The following is a 23,819-nucleotide window of genomic DNA, read 5'->3' as shown; positions in this document are numbered from 1 at the left end:
AATAAAGACGAACGTTAATGCTGCATAACATTTGCAACATGGTTGTTTCACTCCGCGAGCGTTATATGTAACAGGATATGACAAACGCCTTGCCTCGTTGACAAAGATAGTGAACATTAACCGCCGTCATCCCATCCTATAACAACGCAGAAGGATGCAGTCCTGCATCACCTTTTGCAATTTCTCGTCTCTCTGGGACGGGGCAGTGAAAAATCAGAGGTACCAGTGTCAACAGCAAACAACAACAGCGAACAACCTGAAAGCGTGAGTCTTAACGCCTTCAAACAACCCAAGGCGTTTTACCTGATCTTCTCTATCGAGCTGTGGGAACGTTTTGGCTATTACGGCCTGCAAGGCATCATGGCGGTTTATCTGGTCAAAATGCTTGGCCTGAGCGAAGCCGACTCGATTACCCTGTTCTCTTCCTTCAGCGCACTGGTGTACGGCTTTGTCGCCATCGGTGGCTGGCTCGGAGATAAAGTACTGGGCTCCAAGCGCGTGATCGTGCTGGGCGCGCTGGTGCTGGCCGTCGGATACGCCATGGTGGCCTACTCCGGCCATGAAATCTTCTGGGTGTACCTGGGTATGGCGACCATCGCCGTGGGTAGCGGCCTGTTCAAGGCTAACCCATCTTCCCTGCTGTCAACCTGCTATGAGAAAGACGATCCGCGTTTGGACGGTGCATTCACCATGTACTATATGTCCGTCAATATCGGTTCTTTCCTTTCCATGTTGGCCACACCGTGGCTGGCGGCGAAATACGGTTGGAGCGTCGCGTTCTCACTGAGCGTGGTGGGCATGCTGATCACCCTGGTCAACTTTATGGTGTGCCACAAGTGGGTTAAACAGCACGGTTCCAAGCCTGACTTCAAACCCCTGCAGGTGAAAAAGCTGCTGATGGTCCTGGTGGGCGTAGTCGCTCTGGTAGCCATTTCCAGCTGGTTGCTGCACAACCAGGTGATTGCCCGCTGGGCACTGGCGATTATCTCCATCGGTATCGTGATTGTGTTCGCCAAAGAAACCTTTGCGCTGCACGGTGCTGCGCGCCGCAAGATGATCGTCGCCTTCCTGTTGATGCTGGAAGCGGTCGTCTTCTTTGTGCTCTACAGCCAGATGCCGACCTCGCTGAACTTCTTCGCTATCCACAACGTGGAACACAGCATCCTCGGTATTGGTTTCGAACCCGAGCAATATCAGGCGCTGAACCCGTTCTGGATCATGCTGGCCAGCCCTATTCTGGCGGCGCTGTATAACAAGATGGGTGACCGTCTGCCGATGCCGCACAAGTTCGCTTTCGGTATGATCCTGTGTTCCGGTGCCTTCCTGGTGCTGCCGTGGGGCGCCAGCTTTGCCAACGAACAGGGTATCGTTTCGGTTAACTGGCTAATCCTGAGCTACGCGCTGCAGAGTATCGGCGAGCTGATGATCTCCGGTCTGGGCCTGGCTATGGTGGCGCAACTGGTACCACAACGCCTGATGGGCTTTATCATGGGTTCCTGGTTCCTGACCACCGCCGCTGCCGCGCTGATTGCCGGTAAGGTCGCCGGTCTGACCGCCGTGCCTAGCAATGTTAACGACGCGCACGCTTCGCTGGCTATCTACAGCCACGTGTTTATGCAAATCGGTATCGCTACTGCCGTGATCGCCATCCTGATGATGCTGACCGCGCCGAAGCTGTACCGCATGACGCTGGACACCGGACACCGCTGAAGATACCAACAAGAAAGCACAGGCGGCCGCTGCGGCCAACTGATCGCCGGCGAGGTTTTCATCGCAATAAAAAGCCGGGGCAATCATTTGCCCCGGCTTTTTTTATCTCTCGTCCTGCGAGATTCAGACCTTCGGTTTAGCGCTCAGGTTAGTCCACATGAACTCGCTGACCAACGCACCGTGGAAAGCGGCCTGTTGCTTGTCTGCCGCCGCACTGTGCCCACCCTCGGTATTCTCATAGAAATAGGCCTGCTGGTAGCCCATCTGCTGCATCCGCGCCGCCATTTTACGCGCGTGCGACGGGTTGACCCGGTCATCACTGGTGGCGGTGTAAAACAGCACCGGCGGATAAGGTACATCGGCTTTGATGTTGTGATACGGCGAGAACGTCTTGATGTATGCCCACTCTTCCGCTTTGCTCGGGTCGCCGTATTCGGCAATCCATGAAGCCCCGGCGGAAAGCTGGGTATAACGTTGCATATCCAGCAACGGCACTTCACAGACGATGCAACCGAACAGCTGCGGGTACAGCGTCAGCATGTTGCCTACCAGTAAGCCGCCGTTACTGCCGCCGCGGGCTCCCAGATGTTGTGACGATGTCACTTTTCGCACAATCAGATCCTCCGCCACTGCGGCAAAGTCCTCATAGGCACGATGACGGTTTTGCTTAAGCGCCGCCTGATGCCAGGCTGGACCATACTCACCACCGCCGCGAATATTGGCCACGACGTACACCCCGCCACGCTCCAGCCAGGCCGGCGCCTTGGCTCCCATGTAACCCGGCGTGAGCGACACCTCAAACCCGCCATAACCGTACAGCAGCGTAGGGTTGCTGCCGTCCAGTTTGATGTCCTTGGCCGATATTTGGAAATACGGCACCCGCGTACCGTCTTTTGACGTAGCGAAATGCTGGCTGACCTGATAACCACTGGCGTCAAAATCCTGCGGCCCTTGCTTAAGCAGTTCCGGCTCCCCGCCGTCCAGATTGCCCATGTACAAAGAGGTCGGCTGCAGGAAGCCGCTGAGAGTCAGGAAGTAATCGTTGGTCTCTTCATCAATGCCGCCGGCGGACAGGGTGCTGATTGCCCCCGGTTTGCCCAGCGGCTTGCGCTGCCAGCCATTCTCTTGCGGCGTCAGCACTTCCAACCGGTTTACCACGTTGTCCATGATGCTGAGGATCAGGTGATCGCGCGTGGCGCTGTAGCCACTTAACGCCACCTGCGCGGTCGGGGTGAATAACACCGTAAATTCACGCTTGCCGGCCAGATAATCGTCAAAATGGGTCGCCAATAATGCACCGGAAGGATAGCGCGTCTCCCCCACCTGCCAGTCGCTGCTCGGCTTAACCAATAGCCACCCGCGGTGGGTGCTGAACTCGGCGTCGGCGGGAATATCAATTTTGATTTTCTGATCTTGTGCGGTCAGCAGATAGGTTTCGCGGCGATAGAAATCCAGGCTGCGGCCCACGTAGTTTCGCTCAAAGCCTGGCGTATGGTCATGATAGGCATACACCACCATATCCTGCGGTTGCGCTTCATACAGCGTTTGAGCCGCGCTCAACGGCGTGCCGCGCCGCCAGCGTTTGGCAATGCGCGCATAACCTGATTGAGTCATGGATCCCGCGCCAAAATCCGTGGCGACAAACAGCGTATCCTTATCAATCCACGAGGCCTGACTTTTCGCCACCGGCAGCACAAAGCCGTCTTTAACAAACTGCTTGGTCACCAGATCGAACTCACGGATTTCGGTGGCGTCACCGCCGTCCGGCGACAGCTCCAGCAGGCAATAGCGGTATTCGGGAGCCAGCGACTGCGAGCCATGGAACACCCAATCTTTGCCTTCGGCCTTGCCCAACGCGTCAATATCCAGCACCGTTTCCCAGTTCGGTTGATCCTTGCGATATTCCTGCAAGGTGGTCCGTCGCCACAGGCCGCGTGGATTGGCTTGATCCTGCCAAAAGTTGTAATAGTACTCACCCCGCTTGGTGACCCACGGAATTTGGCTCTCTTTATTCAGAATGGCCAGCACCTGCTTTTCCACCTGACGAAAACCTTCGCCCTGGGCAAAACGCGCGGTGGTACGTTGGTTTTCCTGCTTGATCCATGCCTGTGCGGCTTTGCCCTGCAGCTCTTCCAGCCACAAGAATTGGTCGGCGGCGCTGGTGCCCCCGTCTGCCGCCATCGCCAGGCGGATACTGTTGGGTAATGAAGTCATCGCGAATACGGCTCCTGCGGTTTGTGCGCTGAGTTTAATAAACTGGCGTCGGTTGGTGACTGGCAAGTTCAATCTCCCTTTGAAAGTTAATAAGACTCATTTTCAACAAGGTAGGCGTTTGGCGGCGCAGAGTCAAAGCCTGCGCCCACGCCGTTGAATCAAAATTTAGGGTAATGGATCAGATCGTGAATGCGTACCGTCTGTTGGCTGGCATTGCGGTAAGCATGTGGCCGATCGGCCTGAAAGCGCATCGCCTCGCCGCTGCTCAGGTGATACCACTGCCCGTCGACGGCCAGCTCCAGCTCGCCGCTGATGACAATCACATGCTCGATCACTCCCGGCTCATGTGCAGAAGACTCGCTGAGCGCCCCTGGAGCCAGATCGATGACAAACATGTCGAACCCCAGTTGGCGATCGAAGGGAAACAACGGGACGACACGCATATCGGCGTTGTATTGATTAAACACTGGCGCATCGCCATAGCGGTGCAGCGTGGCCTGCTGTTGCAGCGGTGAGATCTCGAGAAACGCAGAGAACGCCACGTTAAACCCGGTCGCAATTTTCCACAGCGTTGCCACCGTTGGGCTGGATTCTCCGCGTTCGATCTGTCCCAGCATGGCCTTGCTGACGCCGGTATTTTCCGCCGCCTGATTCAGGCTCCAACCGCGCTGCACGCGTAAAGAACGAAGCGTTTGTGCCAGATGACCGGACAATTCCTGCATATTTTTCTCCCTTGCTTTTCGGCTGATTATAGCCACTTGTGCGCTATAACGCACGGTGCTATGCTGCCGCTTCACTGTGCGTTATAACGCACGACCGTTGCCGGAGTCAGCCATGCGCCCAGCCCTCTCTTTGCGTCATCTGTCCCTGCCCGCCGTGATGGCCGGGTTCGTTGCGGTATTGGTCGGTTACACCAGTTCTGCCGCCATTATCTTTCAGGCGGCCGCGGCCGCCGGTGCGACGCCAATGCAGATTGGCGGCTGGCTGACCATGTTGGGGCTGGGGATGGGCATCACCTCCCTCGGACTATCCCTGTATTACCGCACGCCGATCCTGACCGCCTGGTCGACGCCCGGCGCCGCGCTGCTGGTCACCAGTCTGCCAGGAACCCCACTCAACGAAGCGATTGGCGTTTTCATCTTTGCCTCCGGGCTGATCCTGCTGTGCGGCGTGACCGGGCTGTTTGCCCGGTTGATGGATTACATCCCTCAGGCAATTTCGGCGGCGATGCTGGCGGGGATCCTGCTGCGCTTTGGCCTGGATGCCTTCGCTTCGCTACAGGTGAATTTCGTGCTGAGCGCGGGAATGGGGCTGGTGTACTTGATAACTCGCCGTTATCTGGCCCGCTACGCGATTGTCCTGACCTTGTTGACCGGCCTGGCGATTGCGGCGCTGCAGGGTAACATCCATCTTGCGCAGCAACCGTTGGCGTTCGCCATGCCGGAGTTTATTGCGCCACACTTTAGTGCGTCTACGCTGTTAGGGATTGGTGTGCCTTTCTTCGTGGTCACTATGGCGTCACAAAATGCCCCCGGCATCGCCACCCTCAAGGCCGCCGGCTACAGCGTCCCCACCTCGCCGTTGATTAGCTGGACGGCGCTGACCGCACTTTTGCTGGCGCCGTTCGGCGGGTTTTCGGTTTGTATCGCCGCTATTACCGCCGCGATCTGCATGGGGCCTGACGTGCATCCGCATCCGCAGCGCCGCTATATGGCCGCCGCTGCCGCCGGGGTATTTTACCTGCTGGCCGGTGCCTTCGGCGGCGTTATCGGCATGTTGTTCAGCGCATTGCCCGCCGCCTTGATCCACACCATTGCCGGGCTGGCGCTGCTGGGCACCATTGCCGGGAGTCTGCAACGCGCATTGCAAGATGAAAAGCAACGTGATGCCGCGCTGATCGCTTTCCTGATCACCGCGTCCGGCGTGACGCTGCTCGGCGTCGGCTCGGCATTTTGGGGGATTATTGGGGGGGCTATCGCTCATATCATCCTTTCACTGCCACACCGCGCGAACCGCAGCGAGAATTAAGTCCGCAGGTTGAAAGGTGCTTTAGTCCCTCCGTCAATGTTCCCCCTTTAGCGATCTTCTGCTTAACTGATGGGGAACCATGGACGGTTTTTCTACTGCCATCGCCAATCACTAAGTGACATTGTCACGAGGATGTTTATGAATGAGCATGCCACGCTGTTAGCCCAGCGTCTGATCCGTAATTTCGACCAGGTTGAGAAATCACACGACAGCCGTCCACCGCTGTATGACAGCATTGGCGCCCGTTTGGGCACCGGTACCGCAGCCAAAAAACTGGGGGCTTCTATCGACGTGGTAGCCCCGGGCATGCGTTCATGCCCTTATCACTTCCACTATGCGCAGGAGGAGATGTTCATCGTGCTGGAGGGGACCGGCACCTTACGGGTTGCCGGGGAGCAGCTGCCGATCAAAAGCGGGGACGTTATTTTCATTCCGCCGGGCCCGGAATACCCGCATCAGATCATCAATACGTCGGATGCGCCGCTAAAATATCTGTCTGTCAGCACCCGCGAGCAGCCCGAACTGGTGGAATATCCTGACTCAGGCAAATTTCAGGCGATGGCCGTGGACCAAAATGGTGAAACGGTACGCTATTTACAGCGGCCTTCAGCGTCGCTCGATTATTGGCAGGATGAACCCTGAATCCCCTTCCGGTAACGACAGGCCCAGTGCGAGCGCCGCCTGCTCGGCGACACGGAAATCGATATCCGCCGCTTCGCCGTCCTCCATGAACCAGGCGGCGGACAGCCCTGCCCATGCAAGGATCCACTGCAGCAGACGCTGGCGCTCCAGCCCGGCCAGTTGACAGATCTGCACGACTCGCCGCTGAAAAATGTCTGGGTCAGTAGCAATACCGTAGTTGGGGTTACAGAAGATGTTGGCGTAGTCGAAGGCGCGTTCGCCATAAAGGCGTTTAGGGTCGATCACCAGCCAGCCACGCTCACCGAAATCCAGCACGTTGTCATGGTGTATATCTCCGTGCAACACGGTCTGTTCACGCGGGCTGGTCAGCAATTCTGCGGCCACCCTGGCGCTGAGGCGCAGCATGCCACCGTGTGCCTGCGCCGCCGGCCACAGTGAGTTAAACCATTGGTGCAAAGGAATGAGTTCCGGTAAGGGTTCGGCACGTGGTGCATGCAGGCGGGCAACAACCTGGCAAAGAATTTCCGTCGCCTGACGATCGTCGCCATCGCGCACCATTTGCGGCAACGAGCGACTGCCTTGCGCACGCTCCAGCAAGATCCCATCCTCATGCCAGGCCAGCACCCGCGCAGCACCTTCGCCCTGCCACCAGCACATCAATAAACCGCCGAACTTTTCTTCCTGTTCGCGGGCTATTTTCAACATGGCGGCGGCCCCCTGATAGCGAACGGGCATCAGCAGGCTGCTGTGAGTTTCAAACGCCTGGCCGTCGGGCTGTAACTGCCAGCGTTGCATGTAAGGAATTAAGGCCGAATTCATTACCCTGAAACGTCCTTCACAGTTATAAATGAATGGTAGTGATATTATTTAAAATCAATATATCGCAGCGTACTTCCGATGTTCATCGCACTATCCTAACCAAGTTTGTTTACTTTTTTAATTTATCTCTCGGGGTTTTTACCATGACATCATTAAAGCGCATTAATTATCCGCTTCTGCCTACGCCGGGGGGGCCCTATGTTCATGCCGTACGCCACGGGGATACGCTGTATGTTTCCGGCCTGACGGCATTTGCCACCGAGGCTCAGGGGCAAACGACCCAGCAACAGACACAGGCGGTTCTGGAGCAACTGGCAACCATCGCCGCCACAGAGGGCACGAACCTCAAAGCGCTGATTAAAATAACCGTGTTTCTAACCGATATCGGCGATTTGCCGGCCATCCGGCCGGTGCTGTTTGACTATTGCGACGGCGCACTTCCGGCCTGCTCACTGGTCGCGGTCAGCGCCTTGTTCTCGCCACAGGTCAGCGTTGAGATCGAAGCCGTTCTGGCGCTGTGAACGTAAGGTGCCCGTAGGCATCGCGTGCGTTACCCTTTGCCGCCATTGGGACTATTCTGCTAATTTACAGCTAGGAACTTTATTACCGCCGAGACGTTAATGCAGCAAAAACCGGTTATGCACGAAGCCAGACAGTTAAAGCGCCTCAACGCCGCCACGCGTCGGCAATCCCATATGTATAAGTGGATTGCCTTTATCGCGGCGCTGGACGCCATACTGGTATTTTTTTATGACCGGGATATGCGCAACATTACCTTTTCAGGCACCGTTGCGCTGGTGTGCGGATATTTGTGGATCCGCGATCGCAACAAAGCGCGCGGTTATCGGCGGGAGTACGATCGCAAATTTGGCAAGCACAGCGGCCTTTAGTCCTGCATTGCTTCCAGCACTTTTGCGCTGTCGACGATTTGCACGAACTTAACGATTTTTCCCGCACGCAGCTGGTAAATATGCGCAAAGGATGCGGTGAAGGACTTTCCGGTGGCCGCGTAGGTGCCATGGTAGAACCCCTGCGCAATCACGGTTTCACCGGCATCATAGAAGTGGTCGACATCGGCGCGATAGCCCTGCCATTCCGTCCCCAAACGCTGGTGAACATTTTTGAATATCGCCTGCGGGCCGGTATAGGTGCCGGCATAAGGAAACCCCGCCGCTTCGGTCCACTCGGCATCTGGCGCCAGCGCTGCCAGCAGGTTGCGGCCATTCTCTTCGGCACTGCCGCCCTCATAGGTGGCGCGTACAATTTCAAGATTCGTAGGCATGATCTTTCTCCGGTGGCGTCTGCAGGATATTCCGGCCATACCCCGCAGACACAGGTTTACACCAAGCGGAGATGACCGGAATGGCGTCATTCTAAGTTGCTTATTCCGGTATAAAAACCGCGATTGCGGCAATAGTCTGTTGCATTGTAGTAAACAATTAGAACATTGCGCTGTCATCACCGCCGCATCAAAGGGGGTTATGATTGAGGTTTTCCGCCCACAAGGAACAAAACACGTGCATTCTTCACCACTGACGCAAGCCTTACTACAGCCTTTCGCCCCCCATCAGGAACTGGCTCAGGCGTTGTTGCCGCTGACGCTCGATTCCGATGATGGCTCTCATGACGTGGCACATCTGCATCGCGTGTGGAAAAACACCCGCAAAATCAGTCAACAAGAAGGTGGCAACCGTCGCATCCTGTGTGCGGCCGTGCTGTTGCATGACTGTGTGGCAGTGGAAAAAAACTCGCCACAGCGCCATCTGGCTTCGCGCATGGCGGCCGAGAAAGGCGCCCTGATGCTCAAACACCTGGGCTGGGAGCCGCAGGACATTGCCGAAACCGCCCATGCCATCGAGGCCCATAGCTTCTCCGCAGCCATTACCCCGGAGAGCCTGGAGGCAAAAATCATTCAGGACGCAGACCGTCTGGACGCTATCGGCATGATTGGCGTAGCGCGGTGTTTCTATATTGGTGGACGCATGCGCAGCGCGCTGTACGATGCCGCCGATCCGCTGGCGGAACAGCGCCAGTATGACGACAAGCGTTTTTCCCTGGATCACTTCGAAACCAAGTTATTCAAACTGCAGGAAGGTTTCCAAACCGCCACCGGCAAGAAAATGGCGCTGGAACGTACCGAACGCATGCGGCGTTTCCTCAGCGAACTGCTGGAAGAGATGTAACGCGCCAGCGCCCTGCAAACTGGCATTTCCGTTACGGCAGCAGCATCTTCACACCGCTAATTGCTGTACACTGGATGCCAACTTCACTGACCAGGCTGCAAAAATGAAAAAACTGACGCTGAAAGACATGACGGAAAGCGAGCAACGTGAAGTAAAAACCGAGTTGGACAAGGCACGTAAAAGCCTCGGGCGCGCCTTGACCAATGGCGAGAATAACAAGATCAAGGATGAGGTGGTGGCCCGCATCACTGCCGCCCGCGAGAAAATTGAAAAAGCCACTCGGGCCGAACGCAAAGCCAATCGCGTTCAACCCACCGGGGAAACGTTCAGTTGGTCGGCTTCGATCAACGGCGCACGCCGTCCCCGCTAATCAATTTCGCCCCGCCAAGGCGGGGTTTTCCTTTTCCCGGCTTATTAGCCAAACTCATCAGCGCGGTTTCATCATGAATAACCGTGTTATCAACCTGTTGCAAATTGACAGCATCATGCAGAATATTCATTATCATCGCATTACCCCTTTTCAAGAGACCGCCATGACTCACCTCAACCACAATGACGCTGCGCAAATATCGGCATTGCCGCTTGAAGGTTTGGTGGCAGTTTACTCGAAGAAACAGACGCTCATTTGATCGGGGCGCACTGTCCCGTCAGATGAGCTGACTGGGCGGTGTACGACTCGTTTCCCCTCTTGTTATCTCATCTGGCTTCTTATTGTTCGCATTGAAGGAAATTACTATGGCCTCATTTTCCGGTATCTGGGTTGCGCTGGTGACCCCATTTAATCACAACGCCGTTGACCTGCCCGCCACCCAACGGCTGGCCCAACACCTGATCGCCTCTGGCGTTGATGGGTTGGTGGTTTGCGGTACCACCGGTGAGGCTGCCGCGTTAAGCAAGGAAGAACAGCTGGCGGTGCTCGATGCCGTGTTGGCCGTGACGCCTGCCCATCAGGTGGTGATGGGGCTGGCCGGCAATAACCTGATCGACACATTGCAAATGCAACAGGCGATCCAGCTGCGCGACGTCGCCGGCGTGCTGATCCCCGCGCCCTACTACATTCGCCCGTCGCAATGCGGTCTGGTGGACTATTTCACCCAGTTGGCCGACGCCTCAAGCGTGCCGGTGATCCTGTACAACATTCCGCAACGCACCGGCGTGGTGATGGAGCTGACAACCCTGCGCCAGATTGCACGCCATCCGCAGGTGAAAGCCATCAAGGACTGCGGCGGTAATCCGGACACCACCATGGCGCTGATTAACGACGGTGAAATCGACGTACTGACCGGGGAAGATAACCTGATCCTGACGACGCTGTGCCTGGGCGGCACCGGGGCGATTTCTGCTTCCGCGCATATTCAGCCGCAGCGTTTTGTGCAATTGGTGCAGCAGGTCGCCGACGGCGATTTGGTTGCCGCCCGCGCTAACTTCTATGGCCTGCTGCCGATGATCCAGCAAATGTTCAGCTTCCCGAACCCAGCCCCGGTCAAAGCTGCATTGGCGCAGCAGGGTCTGATCCGTAACGAGCTGCGTTCGCCCATGCAAATCGCGCCGCAGGCATTGCAATATCAAATTGCCGTCACCCTGGCGCAGTTGCAGCCCGAAGCCGCGTTGATAAGTTAAATTTGTCGTTTAACCCGCTGTAATTTTGGCGTTATAGAGCTAGGATCAGAAGTTAAGCATGCCTGTCACTCATCATTATCAAGGAGCTTTCGATGAAACTGTTCTATAAAGCCGGTGCCTGTTCTCTGTCTCCACACATTGTACTTCGTGAGGCGGGCCTGGATTTCACGGCGGAAAAGGTCGATCTGGCGCTGAAGAAAACGGAAAGCGGTGCCGACTATCTGACCATCAACCCGAAAGGACAAGTGCCTGCGCTGCTGTTAGATGACGGCAGTCTGCTGACCGAAGGCGTCGCGATTGTGCAATACCTGGCCGATCGCGTGCCGGATCGCGCTCTGATCCCCGCAGCGGGCACGCTATCGCGCTACCATGCGATTGAGTGGCTTAACTATATTGCCACCGAACTGCACAAGGGTTTCAGCCCGCTGTTTAACCCGAAAACGCCTGAAGAATACAAAGCCTTCACGCGGGAAAAACTGGAGAAGCAGTTCAGCTATCTGGATTCGGTGCTGGCGAAGCAGCATTTCTTGCTGGGGAACCGGTTTAGCGTGGCAGATGCCTATTTGTTTACCGTTCTGCGCTGGGCTATCGCCATGCAGTTTGATCTCAAAAAGCACGCCAACCTATCGGCCTATTTTGATCGCGTGGCCGCACGGCCGGCAGTAGATGCCACCTTGAACGCGGAAGGATTGAAATAATTTCCTGGCCCCGGCGCGATAATCCGCCGGGGCACAGCGTCAGCTTAATTACAGCTTTACCGCTTTAAAATCACAGTCTGGCTGCACGATACGATCCTGAGCCGCCACCACCTGTAGTTCGTACTGTCCCATTGCCTGAGTTGTCAGCATCACTTCATAAACCGCCGCCGTCACGTGCTCCAGCGCCTTATCAAGCGCCTTACCCTTAAGCAGATTAACCAGCAACAGGCCGCTGGTCAGATCGCCCACGCCTACCGGTTGGCGGCTGCCAAAATCCACCAGCGGACGACTGATGTGCCAGGCTTCATCCGCCGTAACCAACAGCATTTCGAAACAGTCCGGATGGTAACCGGCGCGGCTCAGGTGCTTGACCAGCACCACTTTCGGCCCCTTGGCAATTAGCTCACGCGCAGCGCTTACCGCTTGATCAACATTCGCGACGGTGCGCTGACTCAACAACTCCAGCTCCAGCAGGTTTGGCGCAATCATGTCGCTGCACGGCAATGCCTGCTGACAATGAAACTCCGCCACACCCGGTGCCACGATGCAGCCTTTTTCAGGGTGACCCATGACCGGATCGCAAAAATACCAGGCGTGCGGATTGGCCTGTTTGACCTGACGCACGATCTCAAGAATATGGCTACCCTGCTCCGGCGAACCGATATAACCGCTCAGCACGGCATCGCAATGCTTGAGTTGATCGATATCCGCAATACCCTGGGCAATTTCCGTCAGGTGGCTGGCCGGCATCACGCAACCGGTCCACTTGCCATACTGGGTGTGATTGGAGAACTGGACGGTGTTCAACGACCAGACGTTAACGCCCATGCGGCGCATCGGAAATTCTGCCGCACTGTTGCCCGCGTGGCCAAACACCACATGAGACTGAATAGAAAGAATGTTTTTCATCAAAAATTTGCTCTGATGCCTTAAAAATAAAGGGGCCGCTGAGGGCCCCTTTGCTGCAATTTCGTTTACTGCCAATCTACCAGGCAGTAATGTTTTTTGCCGCGACGCAGCAGCGTATAACGACCGAACAGGCGATCGGCGTCGCTGAAGGTGTATTCGGCGTTAGACTGCTTCTCACCGTTGATGGTCACTGCATTGGAGCCAATCATGGTGCGAGCCTGGCCGCGTGAAGGTACCAGCTCGGCATTCACCAGCGCCTGTTGCAGATCGGCGTCGCCATCGAGCTTGATGGTCGGCATACCGTCCTGCGCCAACTGAGCGAAGTCAGCTTCAGTCATGTCGTGCAGTGCACCGGAGAACAGGCTCTGGGTGATACGTTTGGCCGCAGCCAAGCCTTCCGCACCATGCACCATGCCGGTCACTTCTTCTGCCAACACATACTGGGCACGCGGTGCCTTGCCGCTGTTCTTGTCTTCTTCTTCCAGCGCGTTGATTTCGGCCAGATCCATAAAGGTGAAGAACTTCAGGAAGCGGTACACGTCGGCGTCGGCGGTGTTGATCCAGAATTGGTAGAACTTGTACGGGCTGGTTTTTTCAGGTGCCAACCAGACTGCGCCACCTTCGGTCTTGCCGAATTTGGTGCCGTCGGCTTTGGTGATCAAAGGCACGGTCAGGCCGAACACCTGCTGCTGATGCATGCGGCGGGTCAGATCGATACCTGAGGTGATGTTGCCCCACTGGTCGGAGCCGCCGATCTGCAGCTCAACCTGGTGACGGTTGTAGAGCTCGGCGAAGTCGAAGCCCTGCAGCAGATTGTAGGAGAACTCGGTGAACGAGATACCGGAATCGTCACGGTTCAAACGCTGCTTCACCGCTTCCTTGTTGATCATCTGGTTGACGGAGAAGTGTTTGCCGATATCACGCAGGAAGGTCAGCACGTTCATGCCGCCGAACCAGTCGTAGTTGTTGGCTGCTACCGCGCTGTTGTTGCCACAGTCGAAATCCAGGAACGGAGAAACCTGTTTGCGGATTTTTTCTACCCACTCGTTCACGGTATCGGTGGTGTTCAGCTTACGTTCAGCCGCTTTGAAGCTCGGATCGCCGATAAGCCCCGTGGCGCCCCCCACCAGCGCGACCGGTTTGTGGCCGGCAAGCTGGAAACGCTTCAGGCACAACAGAGGAACCAGATGGCCCAAATGCAAGCTGTCAGCGGTCGGATCGAAACCGCAATACAGTGCAATTGGCCCTTGCGCCAGTCGCTCTGCTAACGCTTCCTCATCCGTAACCTGGGCAACGAGGCCCCGCTCTTGCAGTTGTTTAATCAAGTTGCTGCTTGCCATCAATGACTCCATGTATAAACGAATGCACCTTTGTCGGTACACGACCTTTCGCCCACTGGCGAAATATAAAATTCAGAATACCGCATAGAATAAAGCGCCGGCGACATCAGTGCCAGCGCTTAAGGGGGATTTTCGGTCTTCAGGGCGCCAGTCGGTCAATTTTCCAGTCATTCCCGTCCCGTTGGTACAGGAAACGGTCGTGCAGGCGGTTGGCACCGCCCTGCCAGAACTCGACGGAGTCGAACTTGACCCGGAATCCGCCCCAGAAACTCGGCAGCGGGACTTCACCCTGTTGGAATTTTTGCTTCAGCTCGAGGAATTTGCTTTCTAGCACCCCGCGCGCGGAAATGCGCGATGACTGCTGCGACACCCAAGCGCCGATCTGGCTGTCTTTCGGGCGACTGGCGAAGTACTTCATTACTTCTAAAGTGGAAAGCCGTTCCGCCTTACCGAGGAAAATCACCTGGCGGTCAAGCATGTGCCACGGGAACAGCAGGCTGATATGCGGGTTATTCGCCAATTGCTGTGCTTTGCGGCTGCCCAGGTTGGTGTAGAACACCAACCCTTTTTCATCCACATGCTTAAGCAAAACAATACGCTGATAGGGTTGACCATTTTCATCCACGGTTGCCACACACATGGCTGTCGGATCGGCCAAACGAGCGTCGCAGGCCTGTTTAAGCCACTTTTCGAACAGCTCCAGCGGATTGGCGGTCAGATCGTTGCGACGCAGGCCACCCCGGGTGTATTCACGGCGCAGGTCCGCAACATCAAATTCATTATTTTCAATCATTGGGTTATCAACCAACTGAAAAATCGTGATTCTATTCTGCGCCAGCGGCGTCAGGATCTCAATCGATCTGACGCCGCAACCGCCGGATCAATTCGCCAGCGTGCAGTCGCTCATGATCACTTTGCCATTACGCTCAAGGTAGGCGTTTTGGCCTTTGGACCAGAAGGTGTATTTACCGTCGCTGTATTTTGCCCCGGTCATGGCCAGCACCTGCTTCAGCGTCAGTTGCTCGCCATCCATCAACATGCTGACGGTGCTCTCCTTGCCGTCCAGCGCCACCGTCAGTGGCGTGGTGCCACACTGATAATGCAGAGTCTGGCTGCTTTGCGGCAGAACGTAGCTGCAACCGGCCAACGCCAGTACACCGGCGGCAATAATGATTTTTTTCATGCTGTTGCTCCTTAGGGAAATCTGTCGATTTCTATCCTAACAGAGCTAACGGCCCCCTAAAGGCAAAACCGGATAAATCCCACCCAGCAGGGTTTCACGGCTGGCACCGGTAACCGAAGGCAGATTGCCGGGCTGGCCAGACAAGGTACGAAACGCCAGCCAGGCGAAGGCCAGCGCTTCCATATCATCGCCGCTGATGCCGAAATCGTCAGTCAGGCACACTTCGGTGCCGGGCAGTAGCGCCGACATCCGCGCCATCAGCAATGGGTTACGCGCCCCACCACCGCAGACCAATAGGCGTTCGCACCCGCCAGCCAACTGGACCTGCTCGCAGATAGTGATCGCCGTCAGTTCCGTCAACGTAGTTTGTACGTCAACCGGCTTGACCGCCGGCAGTCCCGTAAGCTGACGTTCCAGCCAGGCCGCATTGAAATACTCACGGCCGGTACTTTTCGGTGCCGGCAGCGCAAAGTAAGGATCGGCCAGCATCTGCTGCAACAGAGGCAGGCAGACACGGCCTTCCATCGCCCAGGCGCCGTCTTTATCGTAAGGCTGCGAGCGATGGCGCCATACCCAAGCGTCCATCAGCATATTGCCCGGCCCGGTATCGAAACCTCGCACCGGCGCCCCCGGCAACAACATCGAAAGATTGGCAATGCCGCCGATGTTCAGCACCATGCGGCGTTCCACCGGATGCGCCAACAACGCCTGATGGAAGGCCGGCACAAGTGGCGCGCCCTGGCCCCCATAGGCCATATCGCGCCGACGGAAATCCCCCACGGTGGTGATGTTGGTCAGCGCTGCAATGCGATTGTTATCGCCCAATTGCATAGAAAAACGGGCGTCGCCTTCTGGCTCGTGCCATACCGTCTGACCATGGCAACCGATGGCGGTGATGTCCTGAGCCGACACGCCGGTTTGCTTTAGCAGGCCAAGCACCGCCTCACCAAACAAGGTGCCGAGCTGCGCATCCAGTCGCCCCACTGCAGCAAGCGTGGTCTGTTGCCCCTGGCACATACCGAGAATATCCTGCTTGAGCTGAATCGGCATCGGATGGCTGTAACTGGCCTGCTGCGCCACCATTCGTCCGTCTATCGCGGCAAGCACCACGTCGATGCCATCCAGACTGGTGCCGGACATAACACCTATATAGCGGCCTGACTTCATAGCAACATCCTTTACCCTGCGCGGGGAAGCAAATTTTTGACCCAACAAATAAACCAGAATTGAAACATTAACGCCATGAATTCTGTTGTCTTTTTTCACCTCTGTGAGCAATGCGCCTGTTTTTCTGCTCACTTCCCCGGTTGATAACCAGCGCTAAACGATGGCTCAACGCGCAACGGAATTTCCTGCGGCGCTGTTATAAAGCTAAACCACCGTTTATTATTGGTTGAACAGCGCAACGTTAAGCTGCATGCAGTAGCGGGTCATGGTGATGTGCGTGCGTTTGAGCCATACTTTGTCTATCATTTTCATTGAATCTGGCCTGGAAAGGTTCCCCAGGTTATGGACTACTACCAACAGGAGTTTTATATGATCAAGCGTCTTCTCGTCGTTGCTATCGCCGCAGTTACGCTGGCAGGGTGCGCCAATGAATCCATGTCCGGCGACGTTTATTCCGCTTCGCAGGCCAAACAGGTTCAAACCGTGACTTATGGCACGCTGGTTTCGGTGCGCCCAGTCAAGATCCAGGGTGGTGAAACGTCGAATACCATTGGCGCAATCGGTGGTGCCGTATTGGGTGGCTTCCTCGGTAACACCGTTGGCGGCGGTACCGGTCGCAGCCTGGCAACCGCAGCCGGCGCAGTCGCCGGTGGCGTAGCGGGTAACAGCATCGGCGAAGCCGCAGGCCGTACCTCAGGCTACGAGCTGGAAATCAAAACTGACCAGAAAGAGAACATCGTGGTGGTTCAGAAGGCGGGCGCGACCAAGTTCAGCCCAGGCCAGCGTGTTCGTATGGCTCGTACTGGCGACACCATTACCGTATCTCCGCTGTAAGCGATACAGATGGGTAAAACCGGAGGCTTTAGGCCTCCGGTTTCATTTCCGATGCTGTGAAATCTAATCGAATAAAAAGAAATTCTTATTGTTTATTTTGTAGTTCAGTGATGTTTTGCTCAAGCTTGCCAATTAAACCAACCAACAGTTGTACTTCATCAGTAGTAATGCCGCTCAGAATCTCGCCCCGCGTAGAGCTGATGACGCTGTCCACTTCCCGGATGATGGGATCGGCCGCTTCAGTCAGTTTGATACGCTTTGCACGCCGATCGTTGGCGCAGGTGTGGCGAGTAATCAACCCCTTCTCTTCCAGTTGGTCCAGAGTACGAACCAATGACGGTTGCTCAATGCCGATCGCTTTAGCCAGCTGGATCTGTGACTGCTCCGGCGGCAAACGATTGATACTGTGCAAAGTAACCCAATGCGTTTGCGTGAGCGCCAGCGGCTTGAGCCGATGATCGATGAGCGCGCGCCATACACGAACTAATCGTGCTAAATCTGAACCTAATGTTGACTCCACTTACCCCTCCTTATAATTAGCATGCTAACATACCCTCCCAGAGCTTAGACTATTTTGAGTAACTCACATTAAAAACACAAATGTATATAATGTATATTGTGGAAATAGCCACCATTTTGATCAGTTATTGTTTATTCTCTATGCAACCGCTCAACATATTCACTCACTGGGATTGTTAATGTGAATACTTCATGGCTTCATGCCTCGTCCCCGCTACCCGATTTGGTGCTGGGCGCCTCGCTTTATTTTCCGCCCCTATTTAAGGCTGTTTTGCTAGGCCTGATTTTATGGCTACTGGTACACCACCTGTTGCGAGACTGGATTTATTCCGGCGAAATTTGGCACCCTATGCTGATGGATTTGTCTATTTTCGTCATCGCCGTCAGCGGCTCCCTGTGGCTTTTAGCGAGTTGGTAACTCATGACGTATAAAACATTAAAATATTTTTCTACGGTAATCGTCTGTGCCATTGCCATCTGTGCCGGTTGGTGGTTATGGAATTACTATATGCAATCCCCCTGGACCCGCGATGGAAAGGTGCGCGCCGAACTCGTCAATATCACACCAGAAGTTTCTGGAAGATTAGAGAAAATAACCGTTCATGACAATCAGTTCATACCTGCGGGAAGTCTGATTTTTACGATCGACCCCGTGCCTTACCAGATTGCGCTGGACAATGCTGAGGCCGCGCTGGCAAAAGCGCAGTCTGATTTGGCTAAGGCCGATCATGAGGCGGCTCGCCGCCGCGGCCTGCCGAAAAATGTTATTTCAGCGGAAGATATGGATGAGTCAAATTTAGCGGCGCAGGCAATGAAAGCCGCGTATAAAGCCGCACAGGCTAATCTGGAACAGGCAAAATGGAATTTAAGTAAAACTAAAATTTATGCCCCTACCGATGGCTATATCACCAATTTACAAACCCGCGTGGGTAACTACGCCAGCGCCGGTTCTCCTCTGGTTGCGCTGGTCGACATGCACTCGTTTTATGTGCTCGGTTATTTTGAAGAAACCAAGTTAAAACATATAAAAGAGGGCAATAAAGCCGACATCGTTTTATATAATGGCAACATTCCGCTCCAGGGGCAGGTGGAGAGTATTGGCCGCGCCATTTACGATCAAAGCGTCGAAAGCAGCGCAGATTTATTAATGGATGTTAAACCCAATGTACCTTGGGTGCGCTTGGCTCAGCGTGTGCCAGTCCGGATAAAATTGCTGAATGTCCCGACTGATTTGCCCCTGGTAGCCGGCACCACCTGCACCATCTCGATTCATCAGTAAGGCTAACGTGTGAACCTGCCTTTTTTGGAATGGAACCGTACCCCTTGGGGAAAAGCCACCGGCGGACAATGGCGTTATGCACTGCGCAATTCACTGGCGATGTGCCTGTCACTGTGGGTCGCTTTTGTTCTCAATCTTGACGAACCTTACTGGGCGCTCACATCGGCCGCGGTAGTCAGCTTCCCCACCGTCGGCGGTGTGATCAGTAAAAGCATCGGCCGGGTTTTCGGCAGCCTGGTCGGCGCTGCGGCATCGGTGGCCATCGCCGGCCATTGCCTGAATGACCCCTGGCTGTTCACGCTGTTTATCGCCGCCTGGATCGGCCTGTGCACTTACATTTCAAACCACTATCAGAACAACGTTTCCTACGCCTTCGCGCTGGCGGGCTACACCGCTGCCATCATCGCCTTCAGCACCGTCAACGTGACGGACACTCAGCAGATCTTTGATATTGCCCAAGCGCGCGTTTGTGAGGTTATCACCGGTATTCTGTGCGGCGGTCTGATGATGATGATCCTGCCCAGCACCTCTGACGGCGAAGCCTTGTTAACCTCGTTGCGGCGCATGCATCTGCGATTATTGGAACATGCCGCGATGCTGTGGCAGCCGGAAATCACCGTGCAGATGCGTACCTCGCACGAAGGGGTTATCGGCCAAATCCTGACCATGAACTTGCTGCGTATTCAGGCTTTCTGGAGCCACTACCGGCTACGCCGACAGAATAATCTGCTCAACTATATGCTGCACCAGCAGTTACGTATTACCAGCGTGATCTCCAGCCTGCGCCGCATGCTGCTGAACTGGCCGGATCGCCCGGCCAACCTGGCCAGCGTGCTGGAGCAACTGCTGACCGAGCTGCGTAACCCCGAGACTGACAAGTACCGTTTGGCCCGCATACTGCAACAGATTGCACCGCAAGATCCCGCCGACTATCGTCATCGCGCCTTCTGGCTGCGTCTGCGCCATTTCTGCTGGCTGTATCTGGGCGCCAGCCGCTGGTTGCAGCGTCTGGAGAGCGCCACGCCGGTCAGCGATATTCAGCCACCGCGTGTCACCTCTTTGGCTCGTCACACCGACAGCTACGAAGCGGCGTATAACGGCCTGCGCACCTTTTTGTGCATTGTCATCGGTTGCGCTTACTGGATTAACACCCAATGGGACGCAGGCAGCTCGGCCCTGACGCTGATTGCCATCAGTTGCGTGCTCTACTCTTCCACGCCGTCCCCCATCAACAGCATCACCACCCTGCTAAAGGCGGTGCTGCTGCTGTCGATTGCCTGCTTTGTGGTGAAATTTGGCCTGATGATTCAGATTGATGATTTTTGGCTGTTCTGTGCCTTTCTGTTCCCGGTGCTGGTAACGATGCAGATGATCAAGCTGCAGCACCCCTCCTACGCCGCACTCTGGGGCCAACTGATCGTATTCATGGGTTCTTTTCTTTCCGTCACCAATCCACCAAGCTACGACTATCAGTCGTTTATCAATGACAGCATCGGGAAGATTGTCGGGGTATTGCTGGCCGGTTTAGCCTTCCAAATATTGCGACCCAGCTCGGACAAACGCAAAAGTCGGCGCATTATCCGCGCCCTGCGGCGGGACTTTATCGATCAGTTAAGCAAAAAACCGCAGCAAAGCGAGAGCCAGTTTGAATCGCGAATCTATCATCGCATCAGCCAACTGAATCAAAGTCAGGATCAAGAAGCGCGCAGTTGGTTATTGCGCTGGGGCGTGGTGCTGCTCAACTGCAGCCATATCGTCTGGCAACTGCGTGACTGGCAAACCCGTTCCGATCCGCTCTCGGCGGTTCGCGACGTCTGTATTCATTGCCTGCGGGGAATCATGACGGAGAAAGGCGTGCAGCACAGTTCGCTGGACGCCAGCTTGCAAGAACTGCAGCGCATGAGTACTGCGCTGGCGCACCACCCGGAACAGGCGGCGCGCGATCTGGCAGGCTTAATTTGGCGGCTTTATTGTTCGTTGCAGCAGCTACAGCAGGCGATTGTCCCTGTTGATAGCGCAGCGACGACATCCACCGCCCGCTAACCGTTGTTATGACTTAATCACGCCGCAGGCGAAGCGTTCGCCTCCGCCACCCAGCGGTTTGGGATGATCGGAGTGATTATCACCACCAGCGTGCACCATCAGTGCCTTGCCGCTGATTTCGCTGATTTTTTTCAGCCGAGGCGCCAGCACCGGGTAGCTGGCCATGCCGTCGTCGGTCACGTAAATGGCCGGCAAGTCCCCCAAATGACCGTCGGCGTATGGCCCAAGGTGCTTACCGGTTTTTTGTGGATCAAGATGTCCGCCGGCCGCCAACGCCGCGACGGCCTTGCCGTCCTTCATTCCCGGTTCGCAACTGCCCTTCTCATGAACGTGAAAACCGTGCACGCCGGCCGGCAAGGCTTTGAGCTGTGGCGTAAACAACAAACCATAAGGCGTTTCGCTGATCGTCACCTTGCCAATATCCTGACCAATTCCCTGTCCGGTCACCAGATTCATGTCAACATCCACCGTCGCCGCCTGAGCAACGCCGCAGGCCATCAAACCAAAGGCCGCATACCAATAGTGTTTCATCAATCAATCTCCTTGAAGTCTCTGTGAGTGTTCAGTATAGGGGAAGCTGCCGCGTCACCGCACAAAACACGCACAATTTTGGCGATCAAATTCGCATTCTTAATAATTACTACTAATAATAATTCTACCGATGTCGGTCCTCCGACCAGACGCCGTGCGGCATACTCATTTCATTGCGACTCGCTGCAATAGCTATTCAAAGATTAACCCGGCAACGCAGCTAATTCATAAGGAACTGATATGGGAATCTTTAATTATCAAGGCCTCGATGAGGCGAAGTCCAAAGCGTTATTTACCGATGCCATGGCAATTTCTACCTACGCCTATCACAATATCGATAATGGTTTTGATGAAGGCTATCATAATACCGGCTTCGGGCTGGGCCTGCCCTTAACCCTGGTCACCGCGTTGATAGGCAGTACTCAATCACAGGGGGGATTACCCGGTATTCCCTGGAACCCTGACTCGGAAAAGGCGGCGCTGGCGGCGGTAAATAACGCCGGCTGGTCATTGATTAGCGCAGATCAATTAGGCTATCAGGGCAAAACGGACGCTCGTGGCACCTATTACGGTGAAACTCTGGGCTATACCACTGCACAGGCCGAAGTACTGGGAAAATACGACAGCGAGGGTAATCTCACCGGCATCGGCATTGCTTTTCGCGGCACCAGCGGCCCGCGTGAATCGTTAATCACCGATACCATCGGCGATCTGGTCAATGACCTGCTGGCCGGTTTCGGCCCCAGTGGTTATGCCGATAATTACAGCCTGAAAGCCTTCGGCACCCTGCTGGGGGATGTGGCCAAGTTCGCCCAGTCTCACGGGCTGAGTGGGGATGACATTACCATCAGTGGTCACAGCCTCGGCGGCTTGGCGGTAAACAGCATGGCGGCGCTCAGCGACGGCAATTGGGGTGGCTTCTATGCGCAGTCCAACTATATCGCCTTCGCTTCTCCTACCCAATACGAAACCGGCGATAAAGTCATTAATATCGGCTACGAAAACGATCCGGTATTCCGCGCGTTGGATGGCACGACGCGCACTTCGGCAACGCTGGGCGTGCATGACGCACCACAAGAGTCCGCTACCAATAACATCGTTAATTTCAACGACCACTATGCCTCCACCGCCTGGAATATTCTGCCCTTCTCTATCCTCAATGTGCCAACCTGGTTATCTCACCTGCCGTTCTTTTATCAGGACGGATTGATGCGCGTATTGAATTCAGAGTTCTACTCGCTGACCAGCAAAGATTCGACGGTGATTGTCTCCAATCTTTCTGACGTTACCCGCGGCAATACCTGGGTGGAAGACCTCAACCGTAACGCCGAGCAACACAGCGGCCCAACCTTTATTGTCGGCAGTGACGGCAATGACCTTATCAAGGGCGGCGCGGGAAATGATTATCTCGAGGGCCGCGCCGGCAATGACACCTTCCGTGACGATGGGGGTTTTAATATTATTTCCGGCGGTGAAGGCCATAACACCCTGGATTTGCAACATGCATTGAAAAATACCGATGTCGCGTACGACGGCAATACGCTCTATTTGCGCGATGCTGACGGTGGCATCACTCTGGCTAACTCGATTGGCACGCTGAAAAGCAAAGAGTCGTCACTGCTGATTTTCACCAAAGAGGTTGATCATCAGGTGACCGACAACGGATTACTTTCCACCAAGGGGTTGACCGCCTACGCCAGTTCGGCGAACGGTACCGCGACCGATGACGTTCTGACCGCCAAGGATTCCGGCTCCTGGCTATTCGGTCTGGAGGGAAATGACCAGCTGTTTGGCGGCAAAGGCAATGACGTGTTCGTCGGAGGCGCGGGTAACGACGTTATGCACAGCCAGGGCGGCAACAATACCTTCCTGTTCAGCGGCGACTTCGGTCAGGATCTGATTTACGGCTATCAGGCCCGAGACAAGCTGGTATTTATCGGTACCGACGGCAGCAGTACGGGCGGTAATTTCCGTGATTTTGCTTCCGAGGTGAACGACAATCTGGTGTTTAATTTTGGCGGCAATACGGTCACTTTAGTCGGGGTCGGGTTCGATAGCCTGTCGGACGGCCAGGTGGTACTGGCCTGAACACCGGGACAT

General features: G+C 55.4%; 25 protein-coding genes and 1 pseudogene. 15 read left to right on the top strand and 11 right to left on the bottom strand.

Annotation, left to right across the window (positions count from 1 at the left end):
- Positions 1-225: 225 nt before the first annotated feature.
- Positions 226-1,753 (top strand): annotated as a pseudogene (gene dtpA, locus M495_RS10915) (dipeptide/tripeptide permease DtpA).
- Positions 1,754-1,833: 80 nt separating this feature from the next.
- Here the strand turns inward: dtpA and M495_RS10910 are convergent.
- Together M495_RS10910 and M495_RS10905 are read right to left on the bottom strand one after the other, a co-directional pair.
- Positions 1,834-3,924: a prolyl oligopeptidase family serine peptidase gene (locus M495_RS10910; protein WP_020826708.1), complete on the bottom strand. Its 2,091-nt coding sequence runs from the start codon at positions 3,922-3,924 to the stop codon at positions 1,834-1,836.
- Positions 3,925-4,082: 158 nt separating this feature from the next.
- Entirely contained in the window at positions 4,083-4,646 is a 564-nt protein-coding gene (locus M495_RS10905) for a helix-turn-helix domain-containing protein (protein ID WP_020826707.1), read from the bottom strand.
- A 112-nt stretch (positions 4,647-4,758) separates the two neighbouring features.
- On the opposite strand from M495_RS10905, the gene M495_RS10900 reads away from it, so the two are divergent.
- Both M495_RS10900 and M495_RS10895 read left to right on the top strand, forming a co-directional pair.
- On the top strand, positions 4,759-5,952 hold the full coding sequence (locus tag M495_RS10900) for a benzoate/H(+) symporter BenE family transporter (RefSeq protein WP_020826706.1): 1,194 nt from the start codon (positions 4,759-4,761) through the stop codon (positions 5,950-5,952).
- Positions 5,953-6,090: 138 nt separating this feature from the next.
- Entirely contained in the window at positions 6,091-6,594 is a 504-nt protein-coding gene (locus M495_RS10895; RefSeq protein WP_020826705.1) for a cupin domain-containing protein, read from the top strand.
- Here M495_RS10895 and M495_RS10890 read toward each other — a convergent pair.
- Positions 6,559-7,413 (bottom strand): aminoglycoside phosphotransferase family protein, encoded by an 855-nt coding sequence (locus M495_RS10890; RefSeq protein WP_020826704.1) that lies wholly within the window; start codon positions 7,411-7,413, stop codon positions 6,559-6,561. The genes M495_RS10895 and M495_RS10890 overlap by 36 nt on opposite strands.
- A gap of 143 nt (positions 7,414-7,556) precedes the next feature.
- Here M495_RS10890 and M495_RS10885 point away from each other — a divergent pair, with 143 nt between their 5' ends.
- Together M495_RS10885 and M495_RS10880 are read left to right on the top strand one after the other, a co-directional pair.
- On the top strand, positions 7,557-7,934 hold the full coding sequence (locus M495_RS10885) for a RidA family protein (protein ID WP_020826703.1): 378 nt from the start codon (positions 7,557-7,559) through the stop codon (positions 7,932-7,934).
- A 99-nt stretch (positions 7,935-8,033) separates the two neighbouring features.
- Entirely contained in the window at positions 8,034-8,303 is a 270-nt protein-coding gene (locus M495_RS10880; protein ID WP_020826702.1) for a hypothetical protein, read from the top strand.
- Here the strand turns inward: M495_RS10880 and M495_RS10875 are convergent.
- A complete protein-coding gene (locus M495_RS10875; protein WP_020826701.1) occupies positions 8,300-8,695 on the bottom strand; it encodes a nuclear transport factor 2 family protein in 396 nt (131 codons plus the stop codon). The genes M495_RS10880 and M495_RS10875 overlap by 4 nt on opposite strands.
- 235 nt (positions 8,696-8,930) lie before the next feature.
- On the opposite strand from M495_RS10875, the gene M495_RS10870 reads away from it, so the two are divergent.
- The 5 genes from M495_RS10870 to gstA all read left to right on the top strand — a co-directional run bounded on the left by M495_RS10870 (position 8,931) and on the right by gstA (position 11,914).
- Positions 8,931-9,596, top strand: coding sequence for an HD domain-containing protein (locus M495_RS10870; protein WP_020826700.1), 666 nt, complete (start codon positions 8,931-8,933; stop codon positions 9,594-9,596).
- A 103-nt stretch (positions 9,597-9,699) separates the two neighbouring features.
- The gene (locus M495_RS10865; protein ID WP_020826699.1) at positions 9,700-9,966 is read left to right on the top strand and encodes a DUF3811 domain-containing protein; all 267 of its coding nucleotides are present in this window, start codon (positions 9,700-9,702) and stop codon (positions 9,964-9,966) included.
- Positions 9,967-10,039: 73 nt separating this feature from the next.
- Positions 10,040-10,225, top strand: a complete 186-nt coding sequence (locus tag M495_RS10860; protein ID WP_020826698.1) for a hypothetical protein — start codon at positions 10,040-10,042, stop codon at positions 10,223-10,225.
- A 106-nt stretch (positions 10,226-10,331) separates the two neighbouring features.
- On the top strand, positions 10,332-11,216 hold the full coding sequence (gene dapA, locus M495_RS10855; protein ID WP_020826697.1) for a 4-hydroxy-tetrahydrodipicolinate synthase: 885 nt from the start codon (positions 10,332-10,334) through the stop codon (positions 11,214-11,216).
- 92 nt (positions 11,217-11,308) lie between these two features.
- Complete coding sequence (gene gstA / locus M495_RS10850) at positions 11,309-11,914, top strand: glutathione transferase GstA (protein WP_020826696.1); 606 nt, start codon at positions 11,309-11,311, stop codon at positions 11,912-11,914.
- A gap of 48 nt (positions 11,915-11,962) precedes the next feature.
- Here gstA and pdxY read toward each other — a convergent pair whose 3' ends face one another.
- The 5 genes from pdxY to anmK all read right to left on the bottom strand — a co-directional run bounded on the left by pdxY (position 11,963) and on the right by anmK (position 16,513).
- Entirely contained in the window at positions 11,963-12,823 is an 861-nt protein-coding gene (gene pdxY / locus M495_RS10845) for a pyridoxal kinase PdxY (protein WP_020826695.1), read from the bottom strand.
- Between the two features lie 65 nt (positions 12,824-12,888).
- Positions 12,889-14,163, bottom strand: coding sequence for a tyrosine--tRNA ligase (gene tyrS / locus M495_RS10840; RefSeq protein ID WP_020826694.1), 1,275 nt, complete (start codon positions 14,161-14,163; stop codon positions 12,889-12,891).
- A gap of 139 nt (positions 14,164-14,302) precedes the next feature.
- Positions 14,303-14,956 carry a pyridoxamine 5'-phosphate oxidase gene (gene pdxH, locus M495_RS10835; RefSeq protein ID WP_020826693.1) on the bottom strand — a complete coding sequence of 218 codons (654 nt, stop codon included), beginning with the start codon at positions 14,954-14,956 and terminating at the stop codon, positions 14,303-14,305.
- Between the two features lie 87 nt (positions 14,957-15,043).
- Entirely contained in the window at positions 15,044-15,346 is a 303-nt protein-coding gene (locus tag M495_RS10830; RefSeq protein WP_020826692.1) for an MliC family protein, read from the bottom strand.
- Between the two features lie 45 nt (positions 15,347-15,391).
- On the bottom strand, positions 15,392-16,513 hold the full coding sequence (gene anmK, locus M495_RS10825; RefSeq protein ID WP_020826691.1) for an anhydro-N-acetylmuramic acid kinase: 1,122 nt from the start codon (positions 16,511-16,513) through the stop codon (positions 15,392-15,394).
- Between the two features lie 369 nt (positions 16,514-16,882).
- Here anmK and M495_RS10820 point away from each other — a divergent pair, with 369 nt between their 5' ends.
- On the top strand, positions 16,883-17,347 hold the full coding sequence (locus M495_RS10820) for an outer membrane lipoprotein (RefSeq protein ID WP_041415361.1): 465 nt from the start codon (positions 16,883-16,885) through the stop codon (positions 17,345-17,347).
- Between the two features lie 85 nt (positions 17,348-17,432).
- Here the strand turns inward: M495_RS10820 and slyA are convergent, their stop codons facing one another.
- Complete coding sequence (gene slyA / locus M495_RS10815; RefSeq protein ID WP_012144945.1) at positions 17,433-17,867, bottom strand: transcriptional regulator SlyA; 435 nt, start codon at positions 17,865-17,867, stop codon at positions 17,433-17,435.
- Positions 17,868-18,047: 180 nt separating this feature from the next.
- Here slyA and M495_RS24970 point away from each other — a divergent pair, with 180 nt between their 5' ends.
- Genes M495_RS24970 through M495_RS10805 form a run of 3 tightly spaced genes read left to right on the top strand, consistent with a single transcriptional unit; the run spans position 18,048 to position 21,188 of the window.
- On the top strand, positions 18,048-18,284 hold the full coding sequence (locus M495_RS24970; RefSeq protein WP_104410897.1) for a DUF1656 domain-containing protein: 237 nt from the start codon (positions 18,048-18,050) through the stop codon (positions 18,282-18,284).
- 3 nt (positions 18,285-18,287) lie between these two features.
- Positions 18,288-19,145 carry an efflux RND transporter periplasmic adaptor subunit gene (locus M495_RS10810; RefSeq protein WP_041414529.1) on the top strand — a complete coding sequence of 286 codons (858 nt, stop codon included), beginning with the start codon at positions 18,288-18,290 and terminating at the stop codon, positions 19,143-19,145.
- Between the two features lie 9 nt (positions 19,146-19,154).
- A complete protein-coding gene (locus M495_RS10805) occupies positions 19,155-21,188 on the top strand; it encodes an FUSC family protein (RefSeq protein WP_020826686.1) in 2,034 nt (677 codons plus the stop codon).
- Between the two features lie 6 nt (positions 21,189-21,194).
- Here M495_RS10805 and sodC read toward each other — a convergent pair whose 3' ends face one another.
- The gene (sodC, locus tag M495_RS10800) at positions 21,195-21,719 is read right to left on the bottom strand and encodes a superoxide dismutase family protein (protein ID WP_020826685.1); all 525 of its coding nucleotides are present in this window, start codon (positions 21,717-21,719) and stop codon (positions 21,195-21,197) included.
- Positions 21,720-21,959: 240 nt separating this feature from the next.
- Between sodC and M495_RS10795 the strand changes: the two genes are divergently transcribed.
- Positions 21,960-23,807 (top strand): polyurethane esterase, encoded by a 1,848-nt coding sequence (locus M495_RS10795; RefSeq protein WP_020826684.1) that lies wholly within the window; start codon positions 21,960-21,962, stop codon positions 23,805-23,807.
- Positions 23,808-23,819 lie beyond the last annotated feature (12 nt).

It is taken from the genome of Serratia liquefaciens ATCC 27592 (assembly GCF_000422085.1).
Classification (GTDB): domain Bacteria; phylum Pseudomonadota; class Gammaproteobacteria; order Enterobacterales; family Enterobacteriaceae; genus Serratia; species Serratia liquefaciens.
The sequence above is the reverse complement of the archived record's forward strand: the minus strand, read 5'-3'. Positions and strand labels throughout refer to the sequence as shown.